Below are 14753 nucleotides of genomic sequence, written 5' to 3' on the forward strand. Positions count from 1 at the left end.
TCGCCATTTTTTCAACTAAGACTCTACTTTAAGTAATTCAACTTCAAATATAAGTAAAGAGGCTGGAGGAATACTGCCAACACGTTTTTCACCGTAAGCTAATTGATGAGGGATATAAAAGGTGTATTTATCGCCTTCACTCATCAGTTGCAAGCCTTCAGTCCAGCCTTTTATTACCTGATTTAAACCAAAACTGATTGGGCTATTACGCTCAACAGAACTGTCAAATACACTGCCATCTAGCAAAGTACCGTGATAATGCACATTCACCATGCTAGTTGGGCTTGGTCTTGCCTCACTACCACTGCTGCTAACAACTTTATATTGCAGACCAGATGCGGTCTCAATAACCCCTTCAACCTTGCTGTTTGCCACTAAAAAGTCGGCTTCGATTTGCGCATTAGCGACCGCTTGTTGCTTTACTTTTTTGCTATTTTGGAAAATCAAAAAGCATAAAATGGCGATGATAATCGCCAAAATAATGTTGATCATGATTATTCTTTCTCGTGTTCTTTTTCGTCGTTATCGCCATTAACGATATCTGCAATTTCACTTAAACGGGCTAAGGCAATGCCGTTAACTGAGTTTTCAGGATATTGCCCGTCGCTCAACTCGCCTGCTGCAATATCCATCAGTAAATTAAGCGCTTGGTCAACCGTTTCAACTGCATAAATATGAAACTTGCCAAGCTCTACTGCATTGAGGATCTCGTCATCAAGCACTAAGTTTACTTGATTTGATTTAGGAATTATTACTCCTTGCGCAGACGTTAAACCACGCATTTTGCAAAGCTTAAAAAACCCTTCAATTTTTTCGTTTACACCGCCAATGGCTTGCACGTCACCGTGCTGGTTAATTGAACCAGTCAGTGCAATTGACTGGCTAATAGGTAAGCTAGTAATTGCAGAAATAAGCGCACACAACTCAGCTAATGACGCACTGTCGCCATCAATGTAGCCATAACTTTGTTCAATGGCGATATTAGCACTGAGCGTTAAACTAAATTGCTGCGCATATTTATTACCTAAATAGCCAGTCAGTAGCATGACACCTTTGGAGTGAATGGCTTTACCTAGTTCGGCTTCTCGCTCAACGTCAATTACCCCATCCGCACCAGCGTAAACCGTAGCGGTGATCCGTGCCGGAGTACCAAAAGAAGTATCGCCAATGTGTAATACTGTTAAACCGTTTACTTTACCTACAGCATGACCGTCGGTGGCAATTAAGGTATGCCCTTCTTTGATATCGCTGAGCATATTTTCGCTAATTTGCCCAGTACGATATTGCTTGCCTTCAATCGCTTCATCAATATGATGGGCATCAATTAAAGTTAAGTTATCTTGCTTGGTATAAAAGCTGGCTTCTGCCACTAGCTCTAATACATCAGCAAAACGAGCTGAAAGCTTATTGTGGTGTTCTGCTTGGCGGTAGCTAAATTTCAGTAATCGTGCCATCGCTGACTCAGTTAGACTACACTTTAGCGTCTGCTCACAGTACTCAATCACTTTAGTGATAAATTGATACTGTAATTTATCACTGCTTGGCAGGTAATAATCAAAATCGGCTAACACTCTAAACAGCTCAGCAAACTCTTCGTCATATTCACCGATGGTGTAATACAACTCACGCGAGCCGAGTAAAATAATTTTTACATCAAGCGGGATCAACTGTGGACGCAAGGTAAAGCTACTGCCAACAGCACTATCTTGATACGGTAAATCATTTTTGATTTGATGAGTTTTTAATGACAGCTTTAAACCATCCCACACTTGTGGATTAGCCATCACTTTTTCAGCGTCCATAATCAAATAACCACCGTTAGCGCGATGCAGTGCCCCCGGCTGAATCGATCGATAACTGGTGATCAATGAGCCTTGTGAAGTAGCATATTCAATTTTGCCAAAAATATTACCAAAGGTAGGATTTGGCTCATACACCACAGGGGCAGCATCACCTTCTTTAAATTCAACTAAAATATTAGGTGCAAAAAAGTCGGTAAGCATCCCTTTACGGTCAAAATCTTCTTTGTTTTCGTCGCTAACATCTTCATCATCGAGCCACTCAAGTACCGCATCAATAATTTCCACGCGGATGTCTTTTAGATAGCGTAATACTCCAATGTGCGCAGCATATTTATGTTCAAGATCTTTTAGTAATGGCTTAGTAGCCAGCTCTGCGGTGGATTTTTTTAAATTACGGAGTTTTTCAGATGATTCACGTTTCCAACGAGGCAACTCAATCAGTGCCTCAATGAGTGCATCTTCGAGTTTTTCAATTACTTCATAAAATTGTTCACGCAATTCATCATCAAGCTCAGCAAATTCAGCATCGCTTAGTTGTTTGCCATCAATCAGCGGGGCAAATCCAACCACACTTTTTTCTTCAATTAAGGCAACACTTTGCTCAAGCGCGGCAATTTCCACAGCAGTAATTGCGCTATCGTAAGCGTCGTTAAATTCACGGTCGATTTTTTTCTTTTTACGCTGGTACGCTGGGTTATCAAACGCTGCAGGAAAGGTGTCGAGTACTTCATCAATAAATGAGTCAATATCATCAGCTAACTGTTTACTTTGACCTGCTTGTAAAAACATTGCGATAGGCTCGCGGTGGTCGTCATAATTATTAACGTATAACCACTCATTTGGTGTTGGCCGGCCTTTGCTGTGTGCTTGAAGTTTATCTTTGACTAAGGTAAACCGACCATGCGCGGCCTCCCCCATTACATACACATTGTAACCAGGTAATTCCATCCCTAACGAGAAATCAAGCGCACTTTGCGCCCGCTGTTGACCGATGAAAGTCAAGGTTTCAGGATATGGATTGTTCATGCACGTTTGTACATGATTAAGTGAAATTGTCGGCGCAAGGGCCGACACAGATAAAGGCAGCAGTTTCTTCGTCATTCTAACTTCTTTTTATACCAACATATTCGTTGATTTTGTAAGGTGGCATCAGTGCACTAAAAGGCACTGTTCACTAACTATTTAAGGTTGTAGTGCCTTGCGGCTAAAGTAGATACCATCACATTGCGAACACGCTGTAATTTGCGTAGCGTGGTAAATATCATAACTATATTGGCAATTCTTACATACTAATGTGCCCATGGCTATCCATTCGCCTTGGTGATATACCCCATTGTGCTTAAAATCTTGATTTAATGCTTGCCACTCAAGTTGAGTTTTGTCTTCGATATGTGAAAGTTCAAACCACAAAGACTCTTTAAGCTCTTGCCATGCAAGGGAACCATAGTGTTGATCGTGCTCTTGGATGTGTTCAATATCGCGCTTTAAATATTCACTGTATAAAGTTAATTTTTCTTGTCCTAAATCTTTTAGCGCTTGTTCAGATTCAATAAACTTATCCATCGCATCTTTTAGCTCATGATCTTTTACGTCTTTTAACCATGTGCTCAAATCTGTTAACCACGTCTTATAATCAGCCATTGTTTACTCCTTCAGAACTGTGTTTAGCGAACCTATACCTTACACAAGTATAGGTTAACCTGCCCTGAAAACTAATTTCATATAAAATCCACTGATTTGACGCTGTGATTAGTGCTTTTTTTGGGGTATCCTAACGGCAATTTTTTATTAGTTTGCAAGAAGTCTGGAACCGTAGATGCAAGAGCAATATAACCCGCAAGACATAGAGTCAAAAGTCCAAGCCTACTGGGAAGAAAACCAAGTATTTAAAGCCACTGAAGACGAGAGCAAAGAAAAGTATTATTGCCTTTCTATGTTCCCTTACCCAAGCGGCCGACTCCACATGGGTCATGTGCGTAACTACACGATTGGTGATGTTGTTTCTCGTTTCCAACGCTTGCAAGGCAAAAACGTAATGCAACCTATGGGTTGGGACGCGTTTGGTCTACCGGCTGAAAATGCGGCAATTAAAAATAAAACTGCGCCAGCAAAATGGACCTACGAGAACATCGATTACATGCGTACCCAACTTAAGCAATTAGGTTTTGGTTATGACTGGGATCGTGAGATCGCAACTTGCCATCCAGAATATTACAAATGGGAACAGTGGTTCTTCACTAAGCTTTACGAAAAAGGCCTAGTGTACAAAAAAATGTCAACAGTAAACTGGGATCCAGTAGACCAAACAGTACTTGCTAACGAGCAAGTTATTGATGGTCGCGGTTGGCGTTCAGGTGCTGTAGTTGAACAAAAAGAAATTCCACAGTGGTTTATTAAAATCACTGACTACGCGCAAGAGCTACTTGACGACTTAGACAAGTTAGAAGATTGGCCAGAGCAAGTTAAAACCATGCAGCGCAACTGGATTGGTCGCTCTGAAGGGTTAGATATTGAGTTTAAACGCACCGATAACAACGAAACATTCAGCGTTTATACCACTCGCCCTGATACCTTTATGGGTGTGACTTATGTTGCTGTTGCAGGCGGACACCCTATCGCACAAGAAGCAGCTAAAAATAGCGACGCTGTGGCACGCTTTGTTGATGAATGCAAAAACACCAAAGTAGCTGAAGCTGATATGGCGACGATGGAGAAAAAAGGCATCGCAACGGGCTTTTTTGCTACTCACCCACTTACCGGTGAGCAAGTACCAATTTGGGTTGCCAACTTTGTATTAATGCATTATGGCTCAGGTGCTGTAATGGCCGTACCCGCGCACGACCAACGGGACTTTGAATTTGCTACCGCTTACGGTTTAGACATCAAACAAGTCATTGCACCTGTCGCAGGTTCAGATCTTGAAGTAAACCTAAATGAAGCGGCATTCACTGAAAAAGGTGTGCTGGTAAATTCAGCTGAATTTGATGGCCTTGATTTTGATGGCGCATTTAAGGCTATTGCCGACAAACTTGAAGCACTGGGTGTTGGTGAGCGTAAAGTAAACTTCCGTTTACGTGATTGGGGTGTTAGCCGTCAGCGTTATTGGGGTTCACCAATCCCAATGTTAAGCGATGAAAACGGTAACGAACTTGCTGCGACTGAAGATATGCTGCCGGTGCGCTTACCAGAAGACGTGGTAATGAACGGTGTAACATCGCCAATCAAAGCAGATCCACAATGGGCTAAAACCACAGTTAATGGCGCACCTGCGTTTCATGAAACTGACACCTTTGATACGTTTATGGAATCATCTTGGTACTACGCACGTTACTGTAGTCCACGCCATGACAAAGGTATGCTAGATCCAGCTGCGGCAAACTACTGGTTACCAGTAAACCAATACATTGGTGGTATTGAGCACGCTATTTTACATTTATTGTATTCGCGCTTTTTCCATAAATTATTACGTGATTTTGGCTTAGTTAATTCAGATGAGCCATTTGACCGCTTATTATGCCAAGGCATGGTACTTGCCGAAACATTTTATCGTAAAGATGAAAAAGGTGGCGACATTTGGATTTCCCCTAGTGATGTAAATACTGAAACCGACGACAAAGGCCGCGTGACTAAAGCATGGCATAAAGTTGACGGCGAGCCAGTATTCTCATCAGGCATGAGCAAAATGTCTAAATCAAAAAATAACGGTATCGACCCGCAACAAGTTATCGCTCAATACGGCGCTGATACGGTACGTTTATTTATGATGTTTACCGCACCACCAGAGCAAACGCTTGAATGGTCTGATTCAGGTGTTGAAGGGGCACATCGTTTCATTAAACGTGTATGGAAATATGCGGTTGATGTGAACACTGTTGGTTTCCAAGCATTAGACAAATCAGCATTAAACAACGAGCAAAAAGTGCTTCGTCGTGAGCTGCACAAAGCAATTGCAAAAGTGACTGATGATGTTGAACGTCGTCAAACATTCAACACTGCCATTGCGGCAATCATGGAAATCTCAAACAAATTGTTAAAAGCACCTTTAGCTGACAAACAAGATGTAGCGATTGCCAACGAAGCGCTTGAAGCGCTGCTAATTATGCTTGCACCAATTACGCCGCATTTGTCACATCAATTGTGGCAAGAATTGGGTAAAGAAGGCGATATTTTAGATGCGTCTTGGCCCGTAGTTGATGAGTCTGCCCTTGTTGAAGATGAAAAACTGATCATCGTGCAAGTTAACGGTAAACTACGCGCAAAATTAACGGTGCCAGCTGATGCTACTAAAGAGCAAGTAGAAGCACTAGCATTTGCTGAACCTAACGTATCTAAGTTCACTGATGGCGTAACAATCCGTAAGGTTATTTACGTACCAGGTAAACTACTTAACGTGGTTGCTAACTAATTATGGCTGCTATTCATGCCATTAAAAACGGACTAGCCTTAGCGCTAGTCTGTTTTTTGTTATCTAGCTGCGGCTTTCACCTTAAAAAAGCCTCAAGTCTGCCTGATGACTTGGCCACCTTAACTTTAAACGGTGATGATGAAAAATCAGCGTTATTTGCGATGCTTGGCAAAGAACTCACATTGAGCAAAGTTGAGTTACTCGACACGCCTAAGAAAAACGTCGCTCAGCTGTATTTATATAAAGATCGTCTTGAACGTCAAACCTTATCATTATTTAAAAATGGTCAGGTTGCCGAGTACGAGTTAGCTTATAGTGTTCGCTACTTACTCAAGCGCCCTGGCAAAGAAGCAATTGAACAACGTTTTGAGCTTTATCGTAATTATCAAGACGACCCTGATAACGCTTTAGCAAAAGCAAAAGAGTTAGAGTTGCTATTGAATGAAATTCGCATGCAAGCTAGTCGTCGTATTGTTAGAGAGCTGTCGCAACTATAATGCGCTGTTATGCGAATCAATTACCCAATGAATTAAAAAAAGGCTTACAGCCTTTTTATTTAGTATTTGGTGAAGAACCCTTTCAAGTAGCACAATGCGCTCAACAAATTCGTCAGATTGCGAAACAACAAGGTTTTGATGAGGTTGTTAAATTTACCTTAATGCCCGGTTTTGATTGGCAAGAGCTAATAGCGCAATATCAAAGTATGTCGTTATTTAGTGCTCGCACTTTAATCGAGCTAGATCTTAATTTTCAAAAGCCAGGTATTGTTGGTAGCCAAACGTTTAAACAGCTCGTAGCACTAAACAACCCCGACACCGTACTTATTGTAAAAGGGGCCAAGGCCAGTCAAGATATTCAGCGCAGTGCTTGGTTTAAGTCGTTAGATAAACTGGGCGTATTTGTACCCTGCTACCCCCTGACCGGCAATCATTTAAGCCGTTGGCTTGATGAGCAGTGCCAGCGCTTAAAAATCAATATGCAAGCAGATGCCAAACGCACCCTAATTGATGCTACTGAAGGTAATTTGTTAGCGTGTTTTCAAGAGCTCGAAAAGCTGTCGTTATTGCATGGCACTGCTATGATCGATCAACAGCAGGTTTTACAAGGCTTACTTAATCAAGCCAAGTTTGATATTTTTGATTTAAGTGATGCACTGCTACAAGGTAATAGTCGCCAAGCAATTAAAGTATTAAATAAACTCGCTGGCGATAACACTGAAGCTGTGAGTATCTTATGGACCATCACTAAAGAAGCAAATACCTTACTAAGCCTACAATTAGGCTTACAACAAGGTGAACAACTGACAACGCTATTTAAACAAAAAGCCATCTGGAAAAATCAGCAAGGGCCGATTCAACAAGCACTTAATCGTTTGTCGATACATACTTTAGAGCAAATCACCCAGTTGCTCGCACAATTTGATGCCAGCTATAAACAAGGTAACTTAATCAAGCCTTATCAAGCTTTGGCACATATTTGTTTGGTGTTTTGTCAGCCATTGGTGATCCCACTGCCTGCGCACCCACTTAACTAATTATTAGGCGTTTATAATGATTGCACTGTTTGGTGGCACCTTCGACCCCGTTCACTTAGGCCATATAAATATGGCGAAGCACTGTGTAAAACACTTTAATTTAGCGACTTTATACTTTATGCCATGTGCGATCCCAGCTCATAAAGCAGCTCCGGGAATAAGCACGCAACACCGCGTTGCCATGCTTAATGCCGCAATTTCACCTTATCCTTACTTTCAGCTCGATTTACGCGAGCTAAACCGCAGCGGCCCTTCTTATTCACTATTAAGTTTGCAAGAGCTGCGTATGCAATATCCCCAGCAGTCTATCTTGTTCTTAATTGGTATGGATTCATTTAATAATCTAGATAAGTGGTATCAGTGGCAAACAATTACTCAGTTGTGCCATATTGTGGTATTTCAACGCCCAGGGCTTAAGTGCAATGCCCATGGTGAATTAAAAGCCTATCAACAAGCGGCCGAATGTAGTGATAGCGCAGAGCTTGCAGCACACTCTGGCGGCAAATTATACTTTTTAACTGGCGAAGAACTGGCCATTGCCTCAAGCGATATACGTAATGCGATAAAAAAGGGGTTAAATTACAATGAACTTCTTCCCAGTGCCGTGGGTCAGTATATTCAATCACAGCAACTTTATCTAAGTGGTGAATAAATACTGGTTGCGTGATAAAATAACAGCTATTCACTTTTAAATGAGATAACACCTTGGATACGAAACAACTACTTGCCTTTGCAATAGACAAAATCGACGATATGAAAGCACGTGATGTGGTTAATATTGATGTAACTGCAAGCTCAGACATTACCGACTTTATGGTTGTATGTTCTGGCACGTCAAAGCGTCATGTATTGTCAATTGCAGACCATTTAGCAAAAGAAGCTCGTCACGCAGGTCAAGAACCACTAGGTTATGAAGGCCAATCAGATGGTGAATGGGCGCTGGTTGATTTAGGCGATGTAATCGTACACGTAATGCAAGATCAAGCACGTAGCTATTACGACCTCGAAAAACTATGGAGCTAATACCAAGCTAAACGCTCACTAATTTTTAACCGAGTTTGGATGTAACACGTGAAAATACAGATGATTGCCGTTGGCACCAAAATGCCAGCGTGGGTAGAAACGGGTTTTGCAGAATATCAGCGCCGCTTTCCAAAAGATATGGCGCTGGAGTTAATTGAAATTCCCGCAGGCAAACGTGGTAAAAATGCAGATATCAAACGAATCTTGCATATTGAAGGTGAAAAAACCTTAGCCGCAATCCCTAAAGGCAATCGTATTGTGACGCTTGAGGTAACAGGCAAAGCGCTTGATACTCACCAATTAGCAAAAGACATGGAAAAGTGGCAACTGGATGGCCGCGATGTCAGTTTGCTAATTGGCGGCCCTGAAGGCTTAGCGCCGGAGTGCATTGCAGCTTCAGAGCAAAAATGGTCACTATCAAATTTGACCCTGCCCCATCCATTGGTGCGTATTATTGTTGCTGAAAGCCTTTATAGAGGCTGGAGCTTAAACAATAACCACCCGTATCATCGCGAGTAACATTTACTCATGCGCAAACACAGACCCACAATTAGAGACCACTCAGCAGAAGCTAACCTATTTGCTCGTCGCGCCTTTGTGGGGTTTGTATTTGTTACTATTTTAGTCGCGGTTTTACTTTCCAATTTATATACCATTCAAGTTGATGATCACCAAGATTATCAAACACGTTCTAACGACAATCGCATTAAAGTTATTCCTATTGCTCCTAACCGAGGCCTTATTTATGACCGCAATGGTGTGTTGCTCGCTGAAAATAAACCGGTTTATAATTTAGAAGTTATTCCTGAAGAAGTTGACGATCTTGATGCATCACTGTCAGCACTGACACAATTTATTGATATTTCAGAGCAACAAAAAAACGATTTTCTTGATGATATAAAACATAACCGTCGCTTTAAGAGTCAAGTATTAAAAGCACGTTTAAACGAACAAGAAGTAGCCCGTTTTTCGGTCAATCAGCATAAATTCCCAGGGTTTAGTATCGAAGCACGTTTGGCACGCTACTACCCGTTTGCAGACACCCTAACTCATGCGTTAGGGTATGTTGCTAAACTCAATAAAAAAGAACTGGCTCAGCTCGAAGCACAAGAGCAAGGTACTAATTACCGTGCAACCCATGATATTGGTAAACTCGGTATTGAGAAATATTATGAACAACTGCTGCATGGCCAAGTAGGTTCGCAGCGGGTTGAAGTCAATAATCGTGGTCGCGTCATTCGCACCTTAAGTATGACTCCTCCGCAGCCGGGTAATGATCTTGTTCTTACTCTTGATGTTGGCTTGCAGCAAATTGCCCAACATGCACTTAAAGATATGCGTGGCGCTGTGATCGTCATGGACGCCAAAGACGGAGGCGTGTTGGCGCTTTATTCCAATCCCAGTTATGATCCGAACTTATTTGTTCACGGCATTAGCAGTAAAAACTACAAAGCCTTATTAAATCCTGACCGACCTCTAATCAATCGAACCACACAAGGGCGTTATGCGCCAGCATCGACGGTAAAACCTCACATGGCTGTTCTGGCCCTTGAAGAAGGTCTCGTTACCGAGCAAACGTCAATGTGGGATCCTGGTTTCTTCCAAATTCCGAATGTTGATCATAAGTGGCGAGATTGGAAACGTTGGGGCCATGGCCATGTTGATGTTTACAAAGCCATTGAAGAGTCTTGTGATACCTATTTTTATGATGTTTCTTATCGATTAGGGATCACCAAAATCAGTGATTTTATGGCACAGTTTGGCTACGGTGATTTAACCGGTATTGATATTCATGAAGAAACCACGGCTATTTTGCCATCAAAAGAATGGAAAGAAGGCCGTTTTAAAGAATCATGGTGGCGCGGCGATACTATCTCTGTTGGCATTGGCCAAGGTTATTGGACCGCAACTCCCCTACAAATCGCAAACGCGATGAATATATTAGTAAATCGTGGCGTTAATCACCCTCCACACTTAGTACAAGTTGTGAAAAAAGACAATGACGTCACACAGATCAATAATGAAGAAAAGCCACCCGTTATTTTAAAAGATCCTCGCCATTGGCAGGTCGCATTAGATGCTATGCATAACACAGTTCAAAAAACCTCAGGTACTGCACACAGAGCATTTAAAGGAACAAATTACGATTCAGCAGGTAAAACAGGCACCGCACAAATAGTCAGTATTGCTCAAGGTGAGCGATACGATGCAAAATCCCTCAAAGAGCGTCAACGTGATAACACTATCTATGTAGGCTTTGCACCTTATGAGGATCCCAGAATCGTTGTTTCTGTTGTTCTAGAAAACAATCATGGCGGTGTGCAAATTGCTCGCCAACTAATGGATTACTACTTTGCCGCAAATCCCGTTAATCTTGCTAGGAATAACACACCATGACCAGTTTGCATGATGGCCGTTCAATCTGGATGCGTATGCATCTTGACTTGCCGCTACTGCTGGCATTGCTATTAATGATGGCAGGCAGTGTAACCGTTGTTTATAGCGCCAGTGGTCAAGACCCTGCAATGATGATCCGTCATATTACTAGGATGGGCGGCGCTGTTTTAGGTATGATTATTTTAGCGCAATTTTCACCCGCGACCTTAAAGCGTTTAGTTATTCCTTTATATTGTGTTGGGTTAATGATGCTGGTTGGGGTGCTGTTATTTGGCGTCAGCTCCAAAGGCGCTCAGCGCTGGTTAGATTTAGGCATTACCCGCTTTCAACCTGCTGAATTAATGAAAATAGCCGTGCCTATGATGGTGGCTTGGTATATTGGCCGTAATCATTTGCCGCCAAGAGCACTGCACTTAGTTGTTGGTTTTACCATTGTTATGGTTCCCACACTCCTGATCAAAGAACAGCCCGACTTAGGTACCTCCATCTTAATTGCCAGTTCAGGGATCTTTGTATTATTTTTGTCTGGTTTAAGCTGGCGATTAATCGGCTTTTTAAGCGCTTTGGTTGCTTTAGCTGCATGGCCTTTTTGGCATTACGGTATGCATGACTATCAAAAACAGCGGGTACTAACTTTGTTCAATCCAGAAAGCGATCCTCTTGGCTCTGGTTATCATATTATCCAATCAAAAATAGCTATCGGCTCTGGTGGTATTGAAGGTAAAGGTTGGCTGCAAGGCACGCAATCACAATTAGAGTTTTTACCTGAACGCCATACTGATTTTATCTTTTCAGTACTTAGTGAGGAATTTGGCCTTTTTGGTGTATGTGTTTTATTGTCCATGTATTTATTTATTATTGGTCGCGGTTTGTATATCGCAGTTAATGCTCAAGATGCATTTGGTAAATTACTGGCAGGGGCACTCACGCTGACTTTTTTTGTTTATGTATTTGTAAATATTGGCATGGTATCAGGGTTACTACCTGTGGTGGGTGTACCATTGCCATTGATAAGTTATGGCGGTACGTCGATGGTCACTTTAATGGCCGGGTTTGGCATTATTATGTCTATCGCAACTGATAAAAGGATGCTGTTAAAATAATGCGCTACTGTTTAAAATTATTCAGCTGTTTGTGGTTAGTGGTTTTTTTAAGTGCCTGTAGCTCTTCAGGTATAAATCACAGTGACCGGTATAGTATGCGCCATGATTCTGCACCACTGAGAGTACCCACTGAATTAGAAATGCAAGATGCCATAGTCACAGAGGTTAGCAAAAGTGCCAGTGCTGGGCGCGCTTACACAGTTAACGGCAAAAACTATACTCCGATGCTAGATGAAACTGGTTATAGCGAAGAAGGTATCGCTTCATGGTATGGCCGTAAATTTCATGGTTATCACACCTCAAATGGCGAAGTCTACGATATGTTTGCGATGACTGCCGCTCATAAAACGTTACCCTTGCCTAGCTTTGTAAAAGTAACCAACACCAGTAATGGCAAATCTGTGATTGTCCGTGTAAATGATCGTGGCCCATTTCATGATGATCGCTTAATCGATTTATCCTATGCAGCAGCGTATAAACTTGGTTACTATCATCATGGTACAGCCAAGGTTAAGCTTGAAGCTATTACAATGGCCGATTCGACTGCGCGTTTGAGTTATATTCAAGTCGCTGCAGGCAGTACCTTAAAAAATATTGAAGCATTAGCGTACACTTTACGCCAGCAATATCAATTACCCACTAATATTGTGGAAAAAGATGCTATTTATAGGCTGCGTTTAGGGCCAATTAAAAATGCTGAGCAAGCTCAGCAAGTACTTGAAAAACTAAAACAGGATCAATTTCAAAACGCGTTCTTGCTTTATAGTGAATAACACCTTTAGAATGAGGTAAACGCGAATCTTTAACTTTAACCATTAATGAGTATGATGAAATCTATTAAATCCAAAATTATTAGCGGTGTATGTGGCGTATTTTGCTCTGCTGCCGTTTTTTCTGCGACCGCCCAAATCATCCCTGCACCGCCTCAAGTTAATGCAAAAGGTTATTTTCTTGTTGATTTCACCACTGGTAAAGTTATTGCCGAGGGTGAAGCTGATACTCGCCTAGCACCTGCCAGTTTAACTAAAATGATGACCAGCTACGTCATTGGTACCGAAATCAAAGCAGGCAATATAGCGCCAACAGATATGGTTACGGTAAGCGAAAAAGCGTGGGCTAAAAACTTTCCTGAATCTTCGAAAATGTTCATCGAAGTGGGTAAGCAAATTAGTGTTAACGATTTAAACCACGGTATTATTATCCAGTCAGGTAATGATGCTTGCGTAGCAATGGCAGAACATATTGCCGGTAGCGAAAGCGCATTTGCAGACTTAATGAATGCCCATGCTGAGAAATTAGGTATGAGTAACAGCCACTTCATTAATAGCCATGGCTTAGATACCAACGAACACTTCACAACCCCTCGAGATATGGCCACCTTAGGTGCAGCACTTATTCGTGATGTACCTGACGAGTATGCGGTTTACTCACAAAAATCATTTACTTTTAACGGCATTAAGCAATACAACCGTAACTCACTGTTATGGGATGAAAGCTTAAACGTTGATGGTATAAAAACCGGTCATACATCGGAAGCAGGTTACAGCTTAGTAAGTTCAGCGACTAAAGATGATATGCGTTTAATCGCCGTGGTTATGGGTACTTCGAGTGAACGTGCACGTAAAGTAGAAAGTAAAAAATTACTTAACTATGGTTTTCGTTTTTTTGAAACAATCACACCTTACAAAGCCGGCGACAGTTTTGCCGAGCAACGTATTTGGATGGGTAACAAAGAAAATGTATCGTTAGGCATTTTAGTTGATACGCCGATCACTATTCCACGCGGCCAACGTAAAAATTTAAAAGCCGACTTTAAACTTGATAAAGTTTTAGAGGCACCATTAGCGAAAGGCTCTACCGTAGGTACTTTATCTTTACAACTTGAAGGCGAAGTAATTGCTCAGTATCCTCTGGTAACGCTTGAAGAAGTTGAAGAAGGTAGCTTCTTTAGTAAAATTTATGATTACCTACGTTTACAAATAATGTAAAACGCTACCAAATAATATAAGCGCCTTGCAAAGCAAGGCGTTTTTTTTTGCTTTAAAGATGGTAGAATGCGCCCCATATCTAACCCGCAAATAACCAGAATACCAATTGTCTTATGTAAGCGATTAATTCAATTGTTATAAAGGTCGAGAACAGGTTATCTAATCGGTTTATTGTTTGGTAATAAATACTAAACACACATATAAGTATGAGGAGTCAACGTCGTGGCTACACCGGTAAAAAATACTAAATTTGATGAATATTTAGAATACCCTTGCCCTTTTACATTTAGAGTAATGGGGTTGGCAAACGTCAACTTAACTGACCAAATTCTAACTAAGTTACAACCTATTGCCCCTGGCGACTACGCTCCAAAAGTTAAACCTAGCAGCAAAGGTAATTATGAGTCAGTTAGCTTAGTCGTTACCGTGACCAGCGGCACTCATATTGAAGAAATTTATAACGTGATCAGTGCGATTGATGACGTACGACACATGCTTTAA

At 41.6% G+C, this 14753-nt stretch carries 14 protein-coding genes; 11 read left to right on the top strand and 3 right to left on the bottom strand.

The window, feature by feature from the left end:
• Positions 1-15: 15 nt before the first annotated feature.
• From H5154_RS09460 to H5154_RS09470, 3 genes are all read right to left on the bottom strand, one after another.
• Positions 16-492: an FKBP-type peptidyl-prolyl cis-trans isomerase gene (locus H5154_RS09460; protein ID WP_149980730.1), complete on the bottom strand. Its 477-nt coding sequence runs from the start codon at positions 490-492 to the stop codon at positions 16-18.
• A gap of 2 nt (positions 493-494) precedes the next feature.
• Positions 495-2903: a Lon protease family protein gene (locus tag H5154_RS09465; protein ID WP_145240561.1), complete on the bottom strand. Its 2409-nt coding sequence runs from the start codon at positions 2901-2903 to the stop codon at positions 495-497.
• 81 nt (positions 2904-2984) lie between these two features.
• Positions 2985-3443, bottom strand: coding sequence for a zinc ribbon-containing protein (locus tag H5154_RS09470; RefSeq protein WP_145240558.1), 459 nt, complete (start codon positions 3441-3443; stop codon positions 2985-2987).
• A 175-nt stretch (positions 3444-3618) separates the two neighbouring features.
• On the opposite strand from H5154_RS09470, the gene leuS reads away from it, so the two are divergent.
• The 11 genes from leuS (at position 3619) to ybeD (ending at position 14753) form a co-directional block, all read left to right on the top strand.
• Positions 3619-6207 (top strand): leucine--tRNA ligase, encoded by a 2589-nt coding sequence (gene leuS, locus H5154_RS09475; protein ID WP_145240556.1) that lies wholly within the window; start codon positions 3619-3621, stop codon positions 6205-6207.
• Between the two features lie 2 nt (positions 6208-6209).
• The gene (gene lptE / locus H5154_RS09480) at positions 6210-6704 is read left to right on the top strand and encodes an LPS assembly lipoprotein LptE (RefSeq protein WP_145240554.1); all 495 of its coding nucleotides are present in this window, start codon (positions 6210-6212) and stop codon (positions 6702-6704) included.
• Positions 6704-7741 carry a DNA polymerase III subunit delta gene (gene holA / locus H5154_RS09485; RefSeq protein ID WP_182718126.1) on the top strand — a complete coding sequence of 346 codons (1038 nt, stop codon included), beginning with the start codon at positions 6704-6706 and terminating at the stop codon, positions 7739-7741. The genes lptE and holA overlap by 1 nt, the downstream gene beginning before the upstream one ends.
• Before the next feature lie 16 nt (positions 7742-7757).
• Positions 7758-8393 carry a nicotinate-nucleotide adenylyltransferase gene (gene nadD, locus H5154_RS09490; RefSeq protein ID WP_182718127.1) on the top strand — a complete coding sequence of 212 codons (636 nt, stop codon included), beginning with the start codon at positions 7758-7760 and terminating at the stop codon, positions 8391-8393.
• A 53-nt stretch (positions 8394-8446) separates the two neighbouring features.
• Positions 8447-8764 (top strand): ribosome silencing factor, encoded by a 318-nt coding sequence (rsfS, locus tag H5154_RS09495; protein ID WP_169019778.1) that lies wholly within the window; start codon positions 8447-8449, stop codon positions 8762-8764.
• A 48-nt stretch (positions 8765-8812) separates the two neighbouring features.
• Positions 8813-9283 carry a 23S rRNA (pseudouridine(1915)-N(3))-methyltransferase RlmH gene (gene rlmH / locus H5154_RS09500; RefSeq protein WP_182718128.1) on the top strand — a complete coding sequence of 157 codons (471 nt, stop codon included), beginning with the start codon at positions 8813-8815 and terminating at the stop codon, positions 9281-9283.
• Positions 9284-9292: 9 nt separating this feature from the next.
• Positions 9293-11161 carry a penicillin-binding protein 2 gene (mrdA, locus tag H5154_RS09505; RefSeq protein ID WP_149980733.1) on the top strand — a complete coding sequence of 623 codons (1869 nt, stop codon included), beginning with the start codon at positions 9293-9295 and terminating at the stop codon, positions 11159-11161.
• Complete coding sequence (gene rodA / locus H5154_RS09510; protein ID WP_182718129.1) at positions 11158-12264, top strand: rod shape-determining protein RodA; 1107 nt, start codon at positions 11158-11160, stop codon at positions 12262-12264. The genes mrdA and rodA overlap by 4 nt, the downstream gene beginning before the upstream one ends.
• Entirely contained in the window at positions 12264-13037 is a 774-nt protein-coding gene (locus H5154_RS09515; RefSeq protein WP_182718130.1) for a septal ring lytic transglycosylase RlpA family protein, read from the top strand. Before rodA ends, H5154_RS09515 begins: the two co-directional genes overlap by 1 nt.
• Before the next feature lie 54 nt (positions 13038-13091).
• Positions 13092-14252 carry a serine hydrolase gene (locus tag H5154_RS09520; RefSeq protein ID WP_182718159.1) on the top strand — a complete coding sequence of 387 codons (1161 nt, stop codon included), beginning with the start codon at positions 13092-13094 and terminating at the stop codon, positions 14250-14252.
• A 222-nt stretch (positions 14253-14474) separates the two neighbouring features.
• A complete protein-coding gene (ybeD, locus tag H5154_RS09525; protein WP_145240537.1) occupies positions 14475-14753 on the top strand; it encodes a DUF493 family protein YbeD in 279 nt (92 codons plus the stop codon).

Origin of the sequence: Pseudoalteromonas sp. SR44-5, assembly GCF_014163675.1 — a bacterium.
Taxonomy (GTDB): Bacteria; Pseudomonadota; Gammaproteobacteria; order Enterobacterales; family Alteromonadaceae; genus Pseudoalteromonas; species Pseudoalteromonas rhizosphaerae.